Source organism: Streptomyces lienomycini, assembly GCF_027947595.1.
Classification (GTDB): domain Bacteria; phylum Actinomycetota; class Actinomycetes; order Streptomycetales; family Streptomycetaceae; genus Streptomyces; species Streptomyces lienomycini.
On record NZ_CP116257.1, the window covers coordinates 3,164,421 to 3,183,721 of the forward strand.

The 19,301-nt window shown below is 72.4% G+C and carries 17 protein-coding genes; 9 read left to right on the plus strand and 8 right to left on the minus strand.

Going from position 1 to position 19,301, the window contains the following annotated elements; genetic code table 11:
* Positions 1-5: 5 nt before the first annotated feature.
* From BJ961_RS14175 to BJ961_RS14190, 4 genes are all read left to right on the plus strand, one after another.
* On the plus strand, positions 6-941 hold the full coding sequence (locus tag BJ961_RS14175) for a carbohydrate ABC transporter permease (protein ID WP_271413167.1): 936 nt from the start codon (positions 6-8) through the stop codon (positions 939-941).
* Positions 938-1,864: a carbohydrate ABC transporter permease gene (locus BJ961_RS14180; RefSeq protein ID WP_271413168.1), complete on the plus strand. Its 927-nt coding sequence runs from the start codon at positions 938-940 to the stop codon at positions 1,862-1,864. Before BJ961_RS14175 ends, BJ961_RS14180 begins: the two co-directional genes overlap by 4 nt.
* Before the next feature lie 45 nt (positions 1,865-1,909).
* Positions 1,910-3,202, plus strand: coding sequence for a glycoside hydrolase 5 family protein (locus BJ961_RS14185; RefSeq protein WP_271413169.1), 1,293 nt, complete (start codon positions 1,910-1,912; stop codon positions 3,200-3,202).
* A gap of 63 nt (positions 3,203-3,265) precedes the next feature.
* On the plus strand, positions 3,266-6,289 hold the full coding sequence (locus BJ961_RS14190; RefSeq protein ID WP_271413170.1) for an alpha-mannosidase: 3,024 nt from the start codon (positions 3,266-3,268) through the stop codon (positions 6,287-6,289).
* A gap of 18 nt (positions 6,290-6,307) precedes the next feature.
* On the opposite strand, the gene BJ961_RS14195 is transcribed toward BJ961_RS14190, so the two are convergent.
* The gene (locus BJ961_RS14195) at positions 6,308-7,720 is read right to left on the minus strand and encodes a lipase maturation factor family protein (protein WP_271413171.1); all 1,413 of its coding nucleotides are present in this window, start codon (positions 7,718-7,720) and stop codon (positions 6,308-6,310) included.
* A 133-nt stretch (positions 7,721-7,853) separates the two neighbouring features.
* On the opposite strand from BJ961_RS14195, the gene BJ961_RS14200 reads away from it, so the two are divergent.
* Positions 7,854-9,944 carry a SpoIIE family protein phosphatase gene (locus BJ961_RS14200; RefSeq protein WP_271413172.1) on the plus strand — a complete coding sequence of 697 codons (2,091 nt, stop codon included), beginning with the start codon at positions 7,854-7,856 and terminating at the stop codon, positions 9,942-9,944.
* Between the two features lie 40 nt (positions 9,945-9,984).
* A complete protein-coding gene (locus tag BJ961_RS14205) occupies positions 9,985-10,848 on the plus strand; it encodes an Fpg/Nei family DNA glycosylase (protein WP_271413173.1) in 864 nt (287 codons plus the stop codon).
* A 40-nt stretch (positions 10,849-10,888) separates the two neighbouring features.
* Here the strand turns inward: BJ961_RS14205 and BJ961_RS14210 are convergent, their stop codons facing one another.
* The 3 genes from BJ961_RS14210 to BJ961_RS14220 form a co-directional block, all read right to left on the minus strand.
* Entirely contained in the window at positions 10,889-11,539 is a 651-nt protein-coding gene (locus BJ961_RS14210) for a zf-HC2 domain-containing protein (protein WP_271413174.1), read from the minus strand.
* Positions 11,540-11,655: 116 nt separating this feature from the next.
* The gene (locus BJ961_RS14215; protein ID WP_271413175.1) at positions 11,656-12,171 is read right to left on the minus strand and encodes a hypothetical protein; all 516 of its coding nucleotides are present in this window, start codon (positions 12,169-12,171) and stop codon (positions 11,656-11,658) included.
* 141 nt (positions 12,172-12,312) lie between these two features.
* Positions 12,313-12,867 (minus strand): sigma-70 family RNA polymerase sigma factor, encoded by a 555-nt coding sequence (locus tag BJ961_RS14220; protein WP_271413176.1) that lies wholly within the window; start codon positions 12,865-12,867, stop codon positions 12,313-12,315.
* A 242-nt stretch (positions 12,868-13,109) separates the two neighbouring features.
* Between BJ961_RS14220 and BJ961_RS14225 the strand changes: the two genes are divergently transcribed.
* Entirely contained in the window at positions 13,110-14,264 is a 1,155-nt protein-coding gene (locus BJ961_RS14225; protein ID WP_271413177.1) for a CapA family protein, read from the plus strand.
* A 34-nt stretch (positions 14,265-14,298) separates the two neighbouring features.
* Here BJ961_RS14225 and BJ961_RS14230 read toward each other — a convergent pair whose 3' ends face one another.
* Positions 14,299-14,772: a MarR family winged helix-turn-helix transcriptional regulator gene (locus BJ961_RS14230; protein ID WP_271413178.1), complete on the minus strand. Its 474-nt coding sequence runs from the start codon at positions 14,770-14,772 to the stop codon at positions 14,299-14,301.
* Positions 14,773-14,829: 57 nt separating this feature from the next.
* Here BJ961_RS14230 and BJ961_RS14235 point away from each other — a divergent pair, with 57 nt between their 5' ends.
* On the plus strand, positions 14,830-15,645 hold the full coding sequence (locus BJ961_RS14235) for an alpha/beta fold hydrolase (RefSeq protein ID WP_271413179.1): 816 nt from the start codon (positions 14,830-14,832) through the stop codon (positions 15,643-15,645).
* Here the strand turns inward: BJ961_RS14235 and BJ961_RS14240 are convergent.
* Positions 15,642-17,048 carry an amino acid permease gene (locus BJ961_RS14240; RefSeq protein ID WP_271413180.1) on the minus strand — a complete coding sequence of 469 codons (1,407 nt, stop codon included), beginning with the start codon at positions 17,046-17,048 and terminating at the stop codon, positions 15,642-15,644. The genes BJ961_RS14235 and BJ961_RS14240 overlap by 4 nt on opposite strands.
* 119 nt (positions 17,049-17,167) lie before the next feature.
* Positions 17,168-17,629 (minus strand): universal stress protein, encoded by a 462-nt coding sequence (locus BJ961_RS14245; RefSeq protein WP_271413181.1) that lies wholly within the window; start codon positions 17,627-17,629, stop codon positions 17,168-17,170.
* Between the two features lie 110 nt (positions 17,630-17,739).
* Here BJ961_RS14245 and BJ961_RS14250 point away from each other — a divergent pair, with 110 nt between their 5' ends.
* Positions 17,740-18,573, plus strand: a complete 834-nt coding sequence (locus tag BJ961_RS14250) for a polysaccharide deacetylase family protein (RefSeq protein WP_271413182.1) — start codon at positions 17,740-17,742, stop codon at positions 18,571-18,573.
* Between the two features lie 31 nt (positions 18,574-18,604).
* Here BJ961_RS14250 and BJ961_RS14255 read toward each other — a convergent pair whose 3' ends face one another.
* Positions 18,605-19,270, minus strand: a complete 666-nt coding sequence (locus BJ961_RS14255; RefSeq protein ID WP_271413183.1) for a class F sortase — start codon at positions 19,268-19,270, stop codon at positions 18,605-18,607.
* Positions 19,271-19,301: the final 31 nt, after the last annotated feature.

The following is a 19,301-nucleotide window of genomic DNA, read 5'->3' on the forward strand; positions in this document are numbered from 1 at the left end:
GCGTCATGGCGAGTCCCACCACCCTCACCCCCGGCACCCCGGGCACCCGCAAGGGCCCCGGCGCCCGCCGCGTACGCCGCCAACTGCCCGCCAGCCCCTGGCTGTTCGCCGCGCCCGGCCTGCTGATCACCGGCGCGTTCATCCTGTACCCCTTCGTCTCCACGCTGGTCAACTCCTTCACCGACCGCCGCACGCTGATCCCGGGCGAGTTCGTGGGCCTCGACAACTTCCGCGAGCTGCTCCACGACGACATGTTCTGGATCGGCCTGCGCAACAGTTCCCTGTACGTCCTCGGGGTCGTTCCCGCACTGGTCCTGCTGCCGCTGCTGCTCGCCCTGCTGGTGCAGAAGAACATCCCCGGCATCACCTTCTTCCGCTCGGCCTTCTACACCCCGGTCGTCGCCTCGATCGTCGTCGTCGGGCTGATCTGGGTCTGGCTCCTCGACGAGCGCGGCCTGGTCAACTCCCTGCTGGAGACGCTCGGCGCGAGTCCCGTCGGCTTCCTCAGCGACCAGTGGCTGATCCTGCTCAGCGCGATGGGCGTCACGGTCTGGAAGGGCCTCGGCTACTACATGATCATTTACCTGGCGGCGCTGGCCAACGTGCCGCGCGAGCTGCACGAGGCGGCCGCAGTGGACGGCGCGGGCGCGGTCCGCCGCTTCCTCACCGTCACGGTGCCCGCCGTCCGCTCCACCATGGTCCTGGTCGCCGCGCTCTCCTCGGTCGCCGCCTTCAAGGTGTTCTCCGAGGTGTACCTGATGGCGGGCCCCAACGGCGGCCCGGCCGGCGAGGACACCACCCTCGTGATGCTGGTCCAGCGCACCGGCACCGGTCTCACCGGCCGCGTCGGCTACGCCTCCGCGATCTCCGTCGTCGTCTTCGTCGTCACCGTCGTCCTGATGCTGCTCGTCCTGCGGGCCGACCGGAAGGAGGAGTCGTGAGCCTCGCCGAGAAGGCCCGCCCCGCAGAGAACCCCCGGGCCGCCGGCCGGAAGCGGGAGGGGGCACGCGAACCCCGGATCACCGACGAACACGGCCGCCGCATCCGGGGGTGGGAACTGGCCCTGCGCTACCTGCTCCTGCTCGGCGTCCTCGCCCTGACCATCGGCCCGTTCCTGTGGCAGCTGTCGACCTCGCTCAAAGGCCCGACCGAGGACATCTTCAGCTCCCCGCCGAAGTTCCTGCCCTCCGACCCCACCCTGCACAACTACGAGCGGGTCGCCGACACCATCCCCGTGTGGGACTACGCCCTGAACTCGCTGAAGGTCGCCGCCGCCAACGTCGTCACCAACTGCGTCGGCGCCGCCCTCGCCGGCTACGCCCTGGCCCGCCTGCGCTACCGCGGCCGGCGCGTCGCCACCCTGGTGTTCATCCTGGCCATGCTCGTGCCCGTGGAGGGCATCATCATCGCCCAGTTCACCACCATGCGGGAGCTGGGCCTCAACAACACCCTCGTCGGCGTACTGCTGCCCGGCTGCGTCAGCGCCCTCAACGTGCTCCTCATGCGCAACGCCTTCCTCAACCTCCCCTACGAGATCGAGGAGGCGGCCTTCGTCGACGGCGCCAACGTCTGGCAGCGGTTCTGCCGGATCGCGCTGCCCGCGGTGAAGGGCACCCTCGCCGTCGTCGCGATCTTCGCCTTCATGGGCGCCTGGGACGACTTCCTGTGGCCCCTGATCGTGCTGAGCGACCCCTCCAGGTTCACCCTGACCATCGGCCTGAACTACCTGCACGGCACCTTCGCCAACGACGAACGCCTCGTCGCCGCGGGCACCATCATCGCCGTGGCGCCGCTCATCGCCCTCTTCGCCTGCCTCCAGCGGTACTTCTTCCGCGGAGTCGGCGAGGGCGCCGTCAAGGGCTGACCCGGCCCCACGCCCGCACTCCCCCCCCCGTCACAAGGACACCGCATGCCTTCTGCCGTGCGCTTCGGCGTCAACTACACCCCGAGCGTCGGGTGGTTCCACCACTGGCTCGACTTCGACCTCGACTCCGTACGCGCCGACCTCGACTCCGTCGCCGCCCTCGAGGTGGACCACATCCGGGTCTTCCCGCTGTGGCCCTACTTCCAGCCCAACCGCTCCCTGATCCGCGAGCGCGCCGTAGAGGACCTGGCGGCGCTGGTCGACGCGGCGGGCGAACGCGGCCTCGACGTCAACGTGGACGGCCTCCAGGGCCACCTGAGCAGCTTCGACTTCGTGCCGGCCTGGACCCGCACCTGGCACCGCCGCAACCTGTTCACCGACCCCGACGTCATCGACGGCCAGGCCACCTACCTGCGCACCCTCGCCGCAGCCCTGGCCGGCCGGTCCAACTTCCTCGGCATGACCCTCGGCAACGAGGTCAACCAGTTCTCCGCCGGACCCCACCCCGACCCGGACCGCGCCACCGGCGACCAGATCGACGCCTGGCTGGAGCGGATGCTGGCCGCCTGCGAGGAGGGCGCCCCGGGCCGCATGCACCTGCACGCCGAGTACGACGCCACCTGGTACCAGGACGACCAGCCCTTCACCCCGGCCCAGGCCGCCCGGCGCGGTGCCGTCACGGCCGTGCACTCCTGGGTCTTCAACGGCACCGCCCAGCGCCACGGCCGCACCTCGGTGCCCAGCGAGCACCACGCCGCCTACCTGATCGAGCTGAGCAAGGCCTGGGCCGACGACCCGCACCGCCCCGTCTGGCTCCAGGAGGTCGGCGCCCCCGCCCCGCTCGTCCCCGCCGAGCACGCCGCCGCCTTCACCGAGGCGACCGTCGAGAACGCCCTGGACTGCCCCGGGCTGTGGGGCGTCACCTGGTGGTGCTCCCACGACGTGTCCCGGACGCTGGCCGACTTCCCGGAGCTGGAGTACGGGCTCGGGCTGCTCACCAACGACCGCCGCCCCAAGGACACGGCCCACGCCCTGACCCGCGCGGCCCGCTCGGTCCGCGAGGGCGCCCGCACCGCCCCCGCCCCGCGCACCACCGCGCTGGCCGTCCCCGCCGACCCGGCCGTGCGCTCGGCCTGCGCCCCCGGCGGTGCCGTCTTCGACGCGTTCTTCCGGCTGGTCGCCGACGGCGCCCGCCCCACCACCGTCCTCGACACACGCGCCGCCGACCCCGGACACCTCGCGGCCCGCGGCATCACCGAGGTCGTCACCCCCGACGACGTACGCGCCGACCCCCGCCCGCACGGTTCGGACCGCGCCCGGCGGGGGAGCTGTACCTGACGTCGCCCCCGTCCTCGTCACCCACCCCCGGCAACCACCCGCACCCGACCCCGGAGCACCCGCATGCATGACGACCGCAACCTGGTCGAAGCCCGCCTCAAGCGCGTCCTCGACGAGCGCGTCCGCCCCGCCCTCTACCCCGAGTCCGTCCCACTGGACGTGGCGGTCTGGAACGCGCCCGGCGAGCCCGTCCCCGTCGAGGAGGGACTCGCGGCCGAACCCGAGCCCATCGAGGTCGGCGCCCGCTGGGGCGCCCCCTGGGGCACCAGCTGGTTCCGCGTCACCGGCACCGTGCCCGAGGCATGGGCCGGGAAGACCGTGGAGGCGATCCTCGACCTCGGCTTCGACGAGAACATGCCCGGGTTCCAGTGCGAGGGGCTGGTCTACCGCCCCGACGGCACCCCCGTGAAGGGCCTCAACCCGCGCAACCAGTGGGTGCGGATCGGCGCCCCCGCCGAGGGCGGCGAGCAGGTGCGCCTGCACGTCGAGGCGGCCTCCAACCCCGTCATCCTCGACTACCACCCCTTCGTGCCCACCCAGCTCGGTGACAAGGACACCGCGGGCAGCGAACCGCAGTACACCCTGGCCCGCATGGACCTCGCCGTGCTCGACGAGACGGTGTGGAACCTGGTGCTCGACCTGGAGGTCCTCGGCGAGCTGATGGCCGAGCTGCCGGTGGAGTCGCCCCGGCGCTGGGAGATCCTGCGCGCCGTCGACAGGGCCCTGGACGCCATCGACCTCCAGGACGTCAACAGCACGGCGGAAGCGGCGCGTTCCCGTCTCACCGACGTCCTGTCCGCCCCCGCCGTGCCCTCCGCGCACCGCATCAGCGCCGTCGGCCACGCCCACATCGACTCGGCCTGGCTGTGGCCGCTGCGCGAGACCGTGCGCAAGGTCGCCCGCACCACCTCCAACATGACCGCCCTCCTGGAGGACGAGCCGGACTTCGTCTTCGCCATGTCCCAGGCCCAGCAGTGGGCGTGGGTGCGCGACCACCGGCCCGAGGTGTGGGCGCGGGTCAAGAAGGCCGTGGCCGACGGACGGTTCGTGCCGGCCGGCGGCATGTGGGTGGAGTCGGACACCAACATGCCCGGCTCCGAGGCGATGGCCCGGCAGTTCGTGCACGGCAAGCGGTTCTTCCTCGACGAGTTCGGCGTAGAGAACGACGAGGCGTGGCTGCCGGACACCTTCGGCTTCGCCGCCGGGCTGCCGCAGATCATCAAGGCGGCGGGCGCCAAGTACCTGCTCACCCAGAAGATCTCCTGGTCCCAGACGAACAGGTTCCCGCACCACACCTTCCGCTGGGAGGGCATCGACGGCACCCGGATCTTCACCCACTTCCCGCCCGTCGACACCTACAACTGCTCCATGAAGGGCGCCGAGATCGCCCACGCGGCGAAGAACTTCAAGGACAAGGGCGTCGCCCGGCACTCCCTCGCCCCCACCGGCTGGGGCGACGGCGGCGGCGGCACCACCCGCGAGATGGTCGCCAAGGCCGCCCGGCTGCGCGACCTCGAAGGCTCGGCGACCGTCGAGTGGGAGACCCCGCACGCCTTCTTCGAGAAGGCCGAGGCCGAGAACCCCGCCCCGCCGGTCTGGGTCGGCGAGCTGTACCTCGAACTGCACCGCGCCACCCTCACCAGCCAGGCCAGGACCAAGCAGGGCAACCGCCGCAGCGAACACCTGCTCCGCGAGGCCGAGCTGTGGGCGGCCACGGCGGCCGTACGCGCCGGGTTCCCCTACCCGTACGACGACCTGGACCGCATCTGGAAGACGGTGCTGCTGCACCAGTTCCACGACATCCTGCCCGGCTCCTCCATCGCCTGGGTGCACCGCGAGGCCCGCGCCACCTACGACCGGGTGGCCGCCGAACTGAACGGGGTCATCGCCGCCGCCCAGCGCGCCCTGGCCGGCGAGGGCGACACCCCGCTGGTCTTCAACTCCGCCCCGCATCCCCGGGCCGGAGTCCCCGCGGGTGCCGCCGCGTCCCGTGCCGCCGAGGGCCGCACCGGCCTCGGCCCCCGCCCGGACGGCGGCCACGTCCTGGACAACGGCCTGCTGCGCGTCGAGATCGACGAGCGGGGCCTGGTCGTCTCGGCGTACGACCTCGCCGCCGACCGCGAGACGATCGCGCCGGGCGGGGCGGGCAACCTGCTCCAGCTCCACCCCGACTTCCCGAACATGTGGGACGCCTGGGACGTCGACGCGTTCTACCGCAACACGGTCACCGACCTCACCGACGCCGACGAGGTCGCCCCCGGCGACGACGGCGCCTCGGTGCGGATCGTCCGCTCCTTCGGCTCCTCGCGCGTCACCCAGGTGCTGACCCTGATGCCGGGGGAGCGGAGGCTGGAGGTGGACACCGAGGTCGACTGGCACGAGACGGAGAAGTTCCTCAAGCTCGCCTTCCCCCTCGACGTGCACGCCGAACGGTACGCGTCGGAGACCCAGTTCGGGCACTTCCACCGGCCCACCCACACCAACACCAGCTGGGAGGCCGCCAAGTTCGAGGCCTGCAACCACCGGTTCGTGCACGTGGAGGAGCCGGGCTGGGGCGTCGCACTCGTTAACGACTCGACGTACGGCCACGACGTCACCCGCACCGTCCGCACCGACGGCGACTCCGGTACGACCACCACCGTCCGGGTCTCCCTGCTGCGCGCCCCGCGCTTCCCCGACCCCGAGACCGACCAGGGCGTCCACCGGTTCCGGCACGCACTGGTGCCCGGCGCGGGGATCGGCGACGCCGTACGCGAGGGCTGGCGGATCAACCTGCCCGAGCGGCACGTCACCGGCGGCACCGGGAAGGTCGCGCCGCTCGTCACGGTCGACCGGGACGCGGTCGTCGTCACCGCCGTCAAGCTCGCCGACGACGGCAGCGGCGACGTCGTGGTCCGCTTCCACGAGGCCCACGGCGGCCGGGTGCGCGCCACGCTCACCACCGGGTTCACGGCCACCGACGTGCAGGTGACCGACCTGCTGGAACGCCCGCTCGCGGACGCGGAGGCCCCCCGCGCGGACGGCGACCGGATCTCCGTACACCTGCGCCCGTTCCAGCTGATGACCCTGCGGCTGAAGCGCGCGTAGCGCCGCGGCGCACCCGGCTCACCCCGACGTGGTGAGCCGGGTCGGCGGCAGGTACTCCCGCACATACGTCCGCTCCCAGCACGCGCCCGTCTCCCGCAGCTCCCGCCAGGTCGTGTACCGGTACCGGAACAGCCGGGCGCGGATGAAGCGCGGCGGGGCGTCGGGCGGAAACGGGGAGCGGCGCAGCAGCCTCAGCGTGGCCCGGTCGTTCTCCAGCAGCCGTTCCACGAAGGTGGCGAACCACGGCCCGGCGTACGAGGGCGACAGCGCGGCGAACCACATCAGCCAGTCCAGGCGCAGATGGTACGGCGCGAACTGGCGCGGCCGGCGGCGCGGATCACCGGGCTTGCCCTTGAACTCGTACTCCCGCCAGTCGCCGTCCTTCCGGGCCACCTCGTCGGACGTCCCCTCGATCACCACCTCGTACCGGACCCGGCTCACCGAGCCGAAGGCGCCGTAGGTGTTGACCAGGTGGAGCGAGTCGAAGGAGCGGTTCATCACCTGGCGGCGGGAGATCATGTTGCGGACCGGCCGGTGGCTCAGGAACAGCAGCAGCGCCGCCACCGCCAGGACCACGACCACGTACCAGAGCGGCGCGGCCGGCACGGACGGCGGGTCGGCAGGGAAGCGGACCACCGACAGGGCCAGCACGATGGTGATCCAGTTCAGCCAGGCGAAGTTGCCCGAGAGTACCAGCCACAGCTGGGTCGCGATCATCAGCGCCGCGGCGGCCGTCGCGACCGGGTGCGGGGCGAACAGCAGGAACGGCACCACCAACTGGGTGACGTGGTTCGCGGCCACCTCCACGCGGTGCAGGGGCCGGGGGAGGTGGTGGAAGAACCAGCTCAGCGGGCCCGGCATCGGCTGGGTCTCGTGGTGGTAATCCAGGCAGGTCAGCTTCCGCCAGCACTCGTCGCCCCGCATCTTGATCAGCCCCGCCCCGAACTCCACCCGGAACAGCAGCCAGCGCAGCAGGAACAGGACCACGACCGGCGGCGCCACCTCGTCGTTGCCGAGGAAGACCGCGACGAAACCGGTCTCCAGCAGCAGCGACTCCCAGCCGAACGCGTACCAGGTCTGTCCGACGTTGACGATCGAGAGGTACAGCGCCCACGGCACCAGCCACAGCAGCATCGCGCCCCACAGCGGAAGCAGCGCGTCCACCCCCGCCGCCAGCGCCGCCGACACCGCGCAGCCCGCCCAGGCGCAGCCCGCGAACAGGCGGTCCGAGTAGCGCCACTGGAACAGGCTCGGCGCCCGCCGGAACGGCACCCGCTCGACGAAGCGGGGCACGGGCGTCAGACCGCGCTCGCCGAGCAGCGCCCGGAACTGCAGGGCCGCCGTCAGGAACGCGACCAGGTACATCACGGCCAGCGCCCGCTGGAAGACCAGCCGGCCCAGCCAGTAGTCGGGGGCGGTGAACCACTCCACGGCCGTGCTCCTCCTGTCGGGGTTCCCTCCGGTCACGCTCTGTGTACCCCGGGCGGCGGGACGTCCCGCGCAATGGCCCCGGGCGGCGGAGCAGGAGTCGAAGAATCCGGCGGATCCTGGCAAGGTGGACCTCATGTCTGATCGGGGAGCGAGCGCCCCGTCACTCCCGGACGACTGGCCCGCCCACCCGGACCCGATCCTGGCGCTCAACCGCATGGGCAGCTTCGACTGGGACCTGGACGCCGGACTGTTCCACATGGACGCCCAGGCCCACGAGGTGTTCGACCTGCGCCCGGAGGAGTACGACGGGCGCCCCGAGTCGCTGTCGCTGCGCGTGCCCACGGCGGAGAGCCGCCGCATGGACACCATCGTCGCCCGGGCCATGAAGGACGGCAGCGAGAACTACGGCACCTACTTCCGGCTGCGCCGCCGCGACGGCACCCTGCGCTGGACCCACACCCAGGGCTACATCCGCCGCGACGAGACCGGCCGCCCCCGCCGGATCATCGGCATCGTCCGCGACGCCACGCAGGAGATCGACGAGATCGCGGCCAACCGCGACCAGGCCGCACTCGACGAGGCCCGCCGCCGGCTCACCAACGTCGTCCAGCTCGCCACCGCCGCCCTCGCGCACGCCCGCACGGTCGACGACGTCATCGAGGTCCTGCGGGACACCCACGGCCTCACCCGGCTCGGCGCCACCAGCCTGGTGATGGGTCTGGTCGAGGCCGGGCGCATCCGGCTGGTCGCCGACGGCCCCGACAACAGCTTCGTCCCCGGCACCCGGATCACCCGGATCGACGAGCCGTACCCGATGAGCGAGGCCGTACGGACCCTCAGCCCCCGCTTCATCGAGTCGCCGGAGGACTTCGCGGAGCGCTATCCCCGGCTGTGGAAGGACATCACCCACCTCGACATCACCTCGGCCGCCTACCTGCCGCTGATCGCCCAGGCCCGGCCGATCGGCGCCATCGGCCTGCTCTACAGCGACCGGCGCGGCTTCTCCCCCGAGGACCGCAACGTCCTCGTCGCGCTCGGCTCCGGCATCGCGCAGAGCCTCCAGCGGGCCATGCTCTACGAGCAGGAGATGGACCTCGCCGAGGGCCTCCAGCAGGCCATGCTGCCGCGCACCATCCCCAGCGTGCCCGGCTGCGACGTCGCCGTCCGCTACCGGGCGGCCTCCATCGGGGGCTCCGTCGGCCGGGACATCGGCGGCGACTGGTACGACGTGATCCCGCTGCCCGGCGGCCGCGTCGGCGCGGTGATCGGCGACGTCCAGGGACACGACACGCACGCCGCCGCCGTCATGGGCCAGCTGCGCATCGTGCTGCGCGCCTACGCCGCCGAGGGCCACCCGCCGGCCACGGTGATGGCCCGGGCCTCCGTCTTCCTGCACGAACTCGACACGGACCGCTTCGCCACCTGCCTGTACGCGGAGGTCGACCTGGGCACCGGCGTGGTCCAGGTGGTGCGCGCCGGACACATCGACCCCCTGGTGCGGCTCGGCGACGGCACCTGCCGCCTCGTCCGTGTCGAGGGCGGGCTGCCGCTCGGCCTGTCCGCCGAGTTCGGGCGCCTCGCCTACCCGGTCGCCACCCTCGAACTGGACCCGGGCAGCACCCTGCTGCTGTGCACCGACGGCCTGGTCGAGCAGCCCGGCGCCGACCTCGACGAGGGCATGGACGTCCTCACGGCGCTGATCGGCGCCGGGCCGCAGGACGTCCGGGACCTGGCCGACCGGCTCATCGACGTGGCCGAGGAGCGCCGCGGCGACGACGACGTCGCGCTGCTCCTGCTGCGCCGCCACGGCCTGGGCGCCCCCCGGACCTTCGGGCGGGTCCAGCAGCACGTGTCCCCGGGCGACCCGGAGGGTCTCACCGAGGCGCGGCACATGATCCGCGCGGCGGTCCGTTCCTGGGGGGCCGGCGGCCAGAGCGACGAGATCGAACTGGTCGCCGACGAGCTGATGACGAACGCCCTCATGCACACCGAGGGCTCCGCGATCGTGACCCTGCGGCTGCTCACCGGGACCGACCGGCGGCTGCGGGTCGAGGTCGAGGACTCCTCCAGCGCCCTGCCGCGCCGCCGCGAGGCCGGGGACGACGGGGTCTCCGGGCGGGGGCTGCTCCTGGTCGAGACGCTCGCCGACGAGTGGGGCGTGGAGGCGCGCGGCGGCGGCAAGTGCGTGTGGTCCGAGTTCGTGGTGGCCCACGGCACCGGCTGAGCCCACTGGCACCACCGGCGACCGGTGGCACTCTGGACATATGCCAGAACTGCCCGAGGTCGAGGCGCTCCGCGACTTCCTGACCGAACACCTCACCGGCCGTGAGATCGTCCGGGTCCTGCCCGTGGCGATCAGCGTCCTGAAGACGTACGACCCGCCGCTCACGGCGCTGGAGGGCCACCGGGTGGCCGGCGTGCACCGCTACGGCAAGTTCCTCGACGTCGAGACCGCCGGCGGCCCGCACCTGGTGACCCATCTGGCCCGGGCCGGCTGGCTGCACTGGAAGGACAGCCTGCCCAGCGGCCTGCCGAGGCCCGGCAAGGGGCCGCTCGCGCTGCGCGTCGCCCTGGAGACCGGCGCGGGCTTCGACCTGACGGAGGCGGGCACGCAGAAGCGGCTCGCGGTGTACGTCGTGAGCGATCCGGAGCAGGTGCCGGGGGTGGCCCGGCTCGGGCCCGACCCGCTCGCCGACGACTTCGACGAGGCGCGCTTCGCCGCCCTCCTGGACGGTGAACGGCGGCAGCTCAAGGGCGCCCTGCGTGACCAGAGCCTGATCGCGGGCGTGGGGAACGCGTACAGCGACGAGGTCCTGCACGCCGCCAGGATGTCCCCCTTCAAGCTGGCCGCCTCCCTGACCGACGAGGAGACCGCACGGCTGTACGCGGCCCTGCGCGTCACGCTCACCGAGGCCGTGGAACGCTCCCGGGGTGTCGCCGCCGGACGGCTGAAGGCCGAGAAGAAGAGCGGGCTGCGGGTCCACGGCCGCACCGGAGAGCCCTGCCCGGTGTGCGGCGACACCGTCCGCGAGGTGTCCTTCAGCGACTCCTCGCTCCAGTACTGCCCGACCTGCCAGACCGGCGGCAGACCGCTGGCCGATCGCAGGATGTCCCGGCTGCTGAAGTGACGGCGCCGCCGGCCCGGTGCCCCCGGACCGGGGGCGGGGGTCATCCGGTCGGCAGCGTCACCAGGTGCTCTCCGGCCGCGGTCCGCACCTCGTAGCGGGCGATCTGGTCCGGATGCAGGGCGGCGCCCCCGCGCACGGTGTGCGGCCGCGCCCCGTTCCCGGGGACCTTCCAGCTGGTGATCGTCTGCTCCGAACCGTCGCGGCCCACGGCCACGAGCCGGCACGAGCGCGGGCCGGCCCCGTCCCTGACCTCGACGCGCACGTCCGTGCCCCAGGTCTCGTCCTCGGCCGTGACCCGCGCCCACACCCCGGAACGGGCGTCGGTCGCCGAGAGCGCCGCCGCCGGGCCGCCCTGGTGCGCGTACAGCACGGCGCCGGGTCCGGCCACGGCGCACACGACGGCCGCGGCGACGGCGTACAGCATCCGTCTGCGGCCGGTTTGGTGACGTGCGGCTACCTCGGACAGCAGCCGGTCGAGCAGGCGCGGTCCCGGCCTGGTCAGGGGGTGCACGATGCGGGGTGTCGCCTGCCGGTAGAGCATCAACTGGCGGGTGGCGGGGCCGAACTCGGTCACCTGGGCCGCGCACCGGGGGCACTCCACGAGGTGGTCCTCGAAGCGGAACGCGTCCGCCTCGTCCAGCACGCCGAGCGCGTAGGCGCCGACGTCGCCATGCCCTTCCAGGGACCTCATGCCGAATCCTCGTACCGTTGGGTGCGGGTGGGGTTACTCCTTGCTCCCACCCGTACGCACCGGACAGCGGAATCACTCAAGCCGCCGCGCAATCGCGACCCGGGCGGCCGGGGAAGCTAGAACAGGTGGATGGCGAGGTGCCCGAGCGGCAGCCCCAGCTGCCACGCCGGCGTCCAGACCTTCGGTCCCTCCTCCTCCCCGGTCACCGGGGCGCCGCCGGGGACCGCGTTCAGGTCCGGGGCGAGCAGTTCGGTGTCCCGGAGCCAGCGCCAGGCCGCCCGGGCCAGCTCCAGGTCCGGCGAGTGGCGTCCCGCGGCGACCGCGTCGGCCGTGGCCTCGGCCAGCCGCCCGTGCACCCACTCGTGCCAGGGCTGGTCGTAGGCCGTCAGGGACAGCCAGGTCTCCAGGTGGGTGACGACCCGGATGCCGCTCAGCTCGTTCTCCGTGTCGGACAGGAAGACGGTGAGCGCCAGCGCGTCGCGTCCGGCGCGGAACTCGAAGGACGTCGGCGGCATCAGGTCGCCGGTCCGCAGCAGCTCGTCGGCGATGTACTCGGCGTACAACCACGCCATGGGAACGCTCAGTTCGCCCCCACCGGCGCCGTCCGTGCTCTCTTGACCTCTGTGCAGCATCCCTTCCTGCCTTCCTCCGGTGCGTGCGCGTCGCCCGACCCGGGTCAGGGACCCCCGTCCGGAACACGGATGAGGACAGCCGATTACCCAACAGGGGTCCTGGGCAAGGCGCTTTACGGAGGCTTGACCAAGAGGTCGGTTTCACCGCAGGTCGGCGGCGTATCCCGGTAGCACCCTGCGCATGGCGCGCAGCGCGTAGTACGCGCGGGACTTCACGGTACCGGGTGGGATGCCGAGGGCCGTCGCGGCTTCCGCCACACTCGCCCCCTGGAAGTACACCAGTACCAGGACTTCACGGTGCTCGGGAGTGAGTGTCTTCACAGCCTCGCGCACATCGAGGGCCGCGGCGGCCCGCTCGGCGTGATCCGCGCACACGCGCGCGTTCTCCAGCACGGCGTCGCCGACCTCCCGGGGACGCGCCTGGCGGGCGCGGCGGGCGTCGATCGCGAGGCGCCGGGCCACGGTGAGGAGCCAGGGCCGTACGGAGTCGAAGTCGTCGGCGCGCAGGGCCTCGGGGTGCTGCCAGGCGCGGACCAGGGTCTCCTGCACCAGGTCCTCGGCGCGTTGCCGGTCGCCGTCGCTGAGCCGCAGGAGCAGCGCGAAGAGCGGCCGGCCGTGCTCGCGTTGCAGTGCGGCGAGCTCGTGCTCGGCGGTCGTCCCGTTCGCTGTGTCCGTCAGGGTGATTCCGGCCGTCATGGCCGTATGGCACCGCAGGGGGCCTCGCGGGGACAGGGCGCACGCACGGGTGTGCGGCGGACGGTCGATCGCGTCGACGAACGGTTCGACGAACGGTCGGCGCGCGCTCCGCGGACCGTGTTCGCGCACGCCGGACGGGCTAATGGGCGTGTCGGAGCCACGTGTGACGAGTAACGACTCATTACCTGTTTGTAGGTAAATGTGACTTTTCATCGGTGTGTGCGACCCAGCGGAGTGAACGGATGATCACACGCAGTCGGCAGGTGGCCCTGGTCCTGACCGCCCTCCTCACCGCGGGTGCGGCCTGCCAGGCCCGCGACCACGAGCCGCCGAAACCCCCGGCGCCGGCCCCGCCCGCCGCGGCCGAAGGCGCCTTCACCCTGGTCGCCTCCGGGGACGTGCTCCCGCACGACTCGATCATCGAGCGGGCCCGCTTCGACGCCGGCGGCACCGGCTACGACTTCCGCCCCATGCTCGCCGGCGCCCGGCCCGTCGTCTCGCGCGCCGACCTCGCCCTGTGCCACATGGAGACCATCTACGGCGCGAACGGCGACTACAGCGGCTACCCCCTCTTCAAGTCCCCGCCCGAGGTGGCCGAGGCGCTGGCCGCGACCGGCTACGACGGCTGCTCCACCGCCTCCAACCACAGCGTCGACGACGGCGCGGACGGCGTCCGCCGCACCCTGGACGCCCTCGACCGGGCGGGCGTACGGCACGCCGGCACGGCCCGCACCGAGGCCGAGTCGGACACCGCGACGGTGCTGCGCGCGGGCCGGGCCCAGGTCGCCCACCTCGCCTACACCCTCCACACCAACGGCCACCCGCTGCCCGCGGACCAGCCCTGGGCGGTCGGCCTGATCGACGAGGCACGCATCGTGGCGGACGCGCGGGCCGCCCGGAAGGCCGGCGCGGACGTCGTCGTCGTGTCGCTGCACTGGGGCACCGAGTGGCAGGACGCGCCCGACCGGGACCAGTTGGACCTCGCCCGGAGCCTGACCGCCGCGCGTACCGGCGACCGCCCCGACATCGACCTGATCCTCGGCACCCACGCCCACGTCCCGCAGGCCTACGAGAAGGTCAACGGCACCTGGGTGGTCTACGGCATGGGGGACCAGATCGCGGGCGAGATGGTCAACGACACGGGCGCCCGCGATCCGCGCGGCAACCAGTCGACCATCGGCCGCTTCACCTTCGCCCCGCCCGACCGGGCCGGCGAACGCTGGAAGGTGACGAAGGCCGAGTTCGTCCCGCAGCTCTTCGACGTCGACGCCGGCCGGGTGGTGAACCTCAACCAGGCGCTGGCCGAGGGTGCCGAGGTGCGCGCCGTGCGCGACCGCGTCCGCGACGTGGTGCTCAGCCGGGGCGCCGCCGAGGACGGCCTGGTGATGGGGAAGTAGGCCGGGTGCCCCTCCCCGCGCCCGCCATGGGGCGTCATGCGTCGTCCACGGGGTCGAGGGCCGTCAGCATGGCCCCGAGCACCCGCAGGCAGGTGGTGACGTCGGCGTCCGTGAGGTCCCGGCCGACCTCGCGCAGCAGCCGGTGCTCGCGGTCGAGGACCTCGTCGATCGTCTCCCGGCCCCGGGCGGTGAGCCGGATCAGCGAGGACCGGCGGTGCGCCGGGTTCGGGATGCTCTCCACCAGTTCCCGGGCCGCCGCGTCGTTGACCATCCGCTGCACGAACTGACGGCTGATCGCCTGGGCCCGGCCCATCTGCGGCACGGTCATCGGCCCGCCGCGCCGCAGCATCGTCAGCACGGCGCGGACGCCCACGGACAGACCGTCGGCGGCCAGGCCCTGCTCGACGCCGCGCTGCGCGCGCCGGTAGAGGGGGCCGACGAGGTCGTACACCTCGGTGAGCCGCTGTGCGAGCGCGTCCGGGGGGAGGGGTGCGTCGATGTCCTTCACCCCGCCATCATGACACCTGAGTTGCCAAAGCCGCCCTCGCATGACACCTTGGTTGTCATGACTACCGCTTCGGACCTCCGCTTCTTCGCCTCCGCCGACGGTGACCTCGCCTACCGCGACACCGGCGCGGGAGACCCGGTCGTCCTGCTGCACTCGGGGTTCACCGACCACCGCGTGTTCGACGACCAGATCCCGGCCCTGGCCCGCGAGTACCGCGTGATCGCCCCCGACGTCCGCGGTCACGGCGCCTCCGCCAACGCGACCCGGCCGTTCCGCTGGGCGGACGACCTCGCCGCGCTGCTGCGCCACCTCGACGCCGGACCGGCGGTGCTCGTCGGTGTGTCGATGGGCGGCGCCATCGCCACCGACACGGTCGTCGAGTACCCGGAACTGGTCCGCGCGGTGGTCGCCTGCGGAGCCTCCACCAGCGAGTTCGAGTACACCGACCCGTGGGTGCGCCAGGTGCTGGCCGACCAGGAACGCGCCCTGGGCGCGGGCGACGTCGAGGGCTGGCTCACGGCGTTCCTGCGCTTCGTGCCGGGGCCGCACCGCACCCTCGACGACGTCGACCCGGACGTGCTGCGCAGGGTGCGCGAGATGGCGCTGGGCACCCTCTCCAAGCACACCCCGGACGAGGAGAACCACCACGTGCCGCTCACCGACACCTGGTCCCGCGTCCCGAAGATCGACGTGCCGGTCCTCACCGTCAACGGCGCGCTGGACGCGCCCGACCTGGTCGCCGAGGCGGAACGGCTCGCCCGTACGGTCCCGGACGGCCGCTCCGCCACCGTCGACGGCGTCGGGCACTACCCGAACATGGAGCGGCCCGAGGTCTTCCGGGAGATCGTCACCGGCTTCCTGCGCGGCCTCTAACGGCCCGCCAGCTCCGACTTCCGGTACGAGTACGCGAAGTAGATCACCAGGCCGACCACGAACCACACGGCGAACCGCACCCAGGTCTGCCACTGCAGGAACGTGATCAGCCAGAGCGAGAACACGATGCCCAGCGCGGGCACGAACGGCATCCACGGCGTACGGAAGGTGCGCGGCAGGTCCGGCTGCCGGTAGCGCAGCACGATCACCGCCGCGCACACCACCACGAAGGCCAGCAGAATGCCGATGTTGGTCAGCTCGGCCGCCTCGCCGATCGGCAGGAACCCGGCGATCGCGGCCGACGCGAACCCGACGATCCAGGTGACCCGGGTCGGGACGTGCCGCGTCGGGTGCGTCTTGGCGAACCACTTGGGCAGCAGCCCGTCGCGCGACATGGAGAACCACACGCGGGTCACCCCCAGCATGAACGTGAACATCACGGTCAGGATGCCGATGATGGCGCCCACCGCGATGACGTCGGCCAGCGAGCCGAGCCCCACCGACTTGAAGGCCGTCGAGAAGCCGCTCTCCGGGTCGATGCTCTTGTAGTTCTGCATGCCGGTCAGCACCAGGCACGCCGCGACGTACAGCACCATCGAGATGATCAGCGAGTAGATGATCGCCTTCGGCATGTGCCGCTGGGCGTCCTTCGACTCCTCGGCCGCCGTCGACATGGCGTCGTAGCCGAAGACCGCGAAGAACACCGTCGCCGCACCCGTGAACGCGCCGCCCACCCCGAACGGGAAGAACGGGTGGTAGTTCGAGGTGTTGATGTGGAAGACGCCCACCCCGATCACCAGCAGCACCACCAGCACCTTCAGCACGACCACGACCATCTCGAAGCGGGCCGCGTTGCGGATGCCCAGCGTCAGCAGGTACGCGATCAGCAGGCACAGCACGGCCGCGAACAGGTCGACCCGGTGACCGTCCCCGGTGCCGGGCGCCCCCAGCATCCAGTTCGGCAGGTCGGCGCCCATCTCACCGACCAGGAAGCTGAAGTAGCCCGAGATGCCGATCGCGACCACCGCCACGATCGCCGTGTACTCCAGGAGCAGGTCCCACCCGATGAACCAGCCCACCAGCTCGCCCAGGACCGCGTAGCCGTAGGTGTAGGCGGAACCGGCCTTCGGGATCAGCCCGGCGAACTCGGCGTACGACAGGGCGGCCGCGGCACTCGCGACACCGGCGATGAGGAAGGAGATCAGGACCGCGGGGCCCGCCGTGCCGTTGGCGACCGTCCCGGCCAGCGTGAAGATGCCGGCCCCGATGATGCCGCCCACACCGATCGCGGTCAGCTGCCACAGTCCCAGGGAGCGCACCAGGCCCCCGCCGCCCTCCGTCTCCTCGATGTGCTCGATGGGTTTGCGGCGGAGAACACCCTCACCCGCACGGAACCGGGCCATGCGCCTCACCTCTTCGTGAACGGCAAACGGCTGACGGTGGATCATGATGACGCACACACGTCCGCGACGGAAGCCACGACGCACAACGGGCCCGAGACCCACACACCGGCCACAGGGCGCTACGGCACCACGGTCACCGGCCAGCGTCCCGCCTTCACCAGCCGCACCGCGACGGAGCCGACGAACCGGTGGCCGGCCTGCTCGGAGGCGCCCACCACCACCGCGTCGGCCTTCAGCTGGTCGGCCGTCTGCACCAGCCCGCTGTACGGGTCGCCGCGGAACGTGTGGAACTCCCAGCGAACGTCGAATATCCCCTTGACCCGCTCGGTCGCCTCCCGGATCTGGGCCACCAGCTCCGCGGCGATCTCGTCGGTCGTCTCCGCCACCGACGCCCCCAGCGTCGCACCCCCCGCCAGCACCGGCTGCACGTAGACCACCGCCAGCAGGGCGCCCTGCCGCCTGGCCAGACCGCCGGCGTAGGCCGCGGCCCGCAGCGAGGAGTCGGAGCCGTCCACACCGGCGACGATCACCTTGGGACCGTCCGTGCCGCGTTCGAACTGATGGGAGTGCTGTTCCGTCACGCGGCGAGGCTATCGGAGACTCCCGTGATCTTGAGCCGGGCGGGTGGTTTCGTGCCGCCGCCCCGGTGTTGCTCTGGTGCGGCGCACCGTGACCGGGCGACTGATGAGTCATGAGGAAGGAACAACTGCTCACGCGCCGCACCCTGCTCACCGGCGTCGCCGCCCTGGGGGCCGCCGGTGCCGGCGGCGCCCTCGCCGCGGGGCTGGGAAACGGACCGGCCGGGCCGCCCGCCCCCGCCCCCGGACCCCCGCCGCACAGCCCGTTCAAGCCCTCCGCCTACCGCCTCCAGCCCCTGACCGGATACGCCGCGCCACGGGCCGAGCCCCGGCAGCCCCCGGTGCGCAGCGAACCGATCCTGCGCATGACGGGCCGCGGGCAGACCATGCTGCTCACCTTCGACGACGGCCCCCACCCGACGTACACCCCGCAGATCCTGGACACCCTCGCGAAGTACGACGTGCGGGCCACGTTCTTCGTGTGCGGGGAGATGGCCGACTACAACCGGGACCTGCTCTCCCGGATGGCCGACGAGGGGCACGTGGTCGGCAACCACACCTGGTCGCACCCGCTGCTGACCAAACTGACCCGGCGCCGCATCCGCTCCGAGATGGAGCGCACGAGCGAGGTCGTCGAGGAGGCCTACGGAGACGCGCCCCGCTGGTTCCGGGCCCCCTACGGAGCCTGGAACCGCGCCACCTTCCAGCTCGGCGCGGAGCTCGGCATGGAGCCGCTCGCCTGGACCGTGGACACCCTGGACTGGACGACACCCGGCACCGGCACCATCGTCGGCCGGGTCGAGGACGGCGCCGCACCCGGCGTCGTGGTGCTCTCGCACGACGCCGGGGGCGACCGTTCGCAGAGTGTCCGCGCCCTGCGGCGCTACCTGCCCGAACTGCTCGACTCCGGCTACCACCTCACCGTGCCCCGGCGGCGCCTGATCTGACCGCCGCCGGGCCCGCCCGGCCGGGGCACGCTCAGCGGGCCTCGACCAGGCGGGCGAAGGCGACGACGTTCCCGTCGTAGCCGTTCTGCTTGGAGAAACCCCCGCCGCAGGTGATGACCCGCAGTTCCGGGCCGCCCTTCGAGGCGTAGACCCGGTCGCCGGGGAAATCGTCCTTCTCGAACACCTCGATGCCGTAGATCTCGAAAACCGCCGTCTTCCCGTCCTGGCGGCGCACTTCCACCTTGTTCCCCTTCTTCAGCGCGCCGAGCCCGTAGAAGACGGCGGGCCCCTGCTGGTTGTCCACATGACCGACCACGACCGCCGTGCCCTTTTCCCCGGGGGAGACGGCGCCGGTGAACCAGCCGGCCAGATTCGGGTCCTCCGGGGGCGGCGCGTCCACCCAGCCGTCCACGTCCAGCCCCACCCCCATGACCGGGGCGTCGACCTGGATCGCGGGGATGGAGACCCGGTCGGGCACCGAGTACGGCAGCGGCGCGACGCCGGTGGCGGCGTCGTCCCCGGCCGTCACCCGGGTGTCCGAGGCGGCGGCCGAGGCCGGCTGCGGCGGGCCCACGTCGAACTCTCCCGAGCCGTTGCGGATGAGCGCGAGACCGGTCAGCAGGACAAGCGCTATCACGCCCCAGGGAGCGCGCTTGCGCCGCCGCTCCTCCTCCTCGGCCAACTCGGAGTCGTACATTCGCCATCCCCTCTCGGTCCGGCCGCCGCCG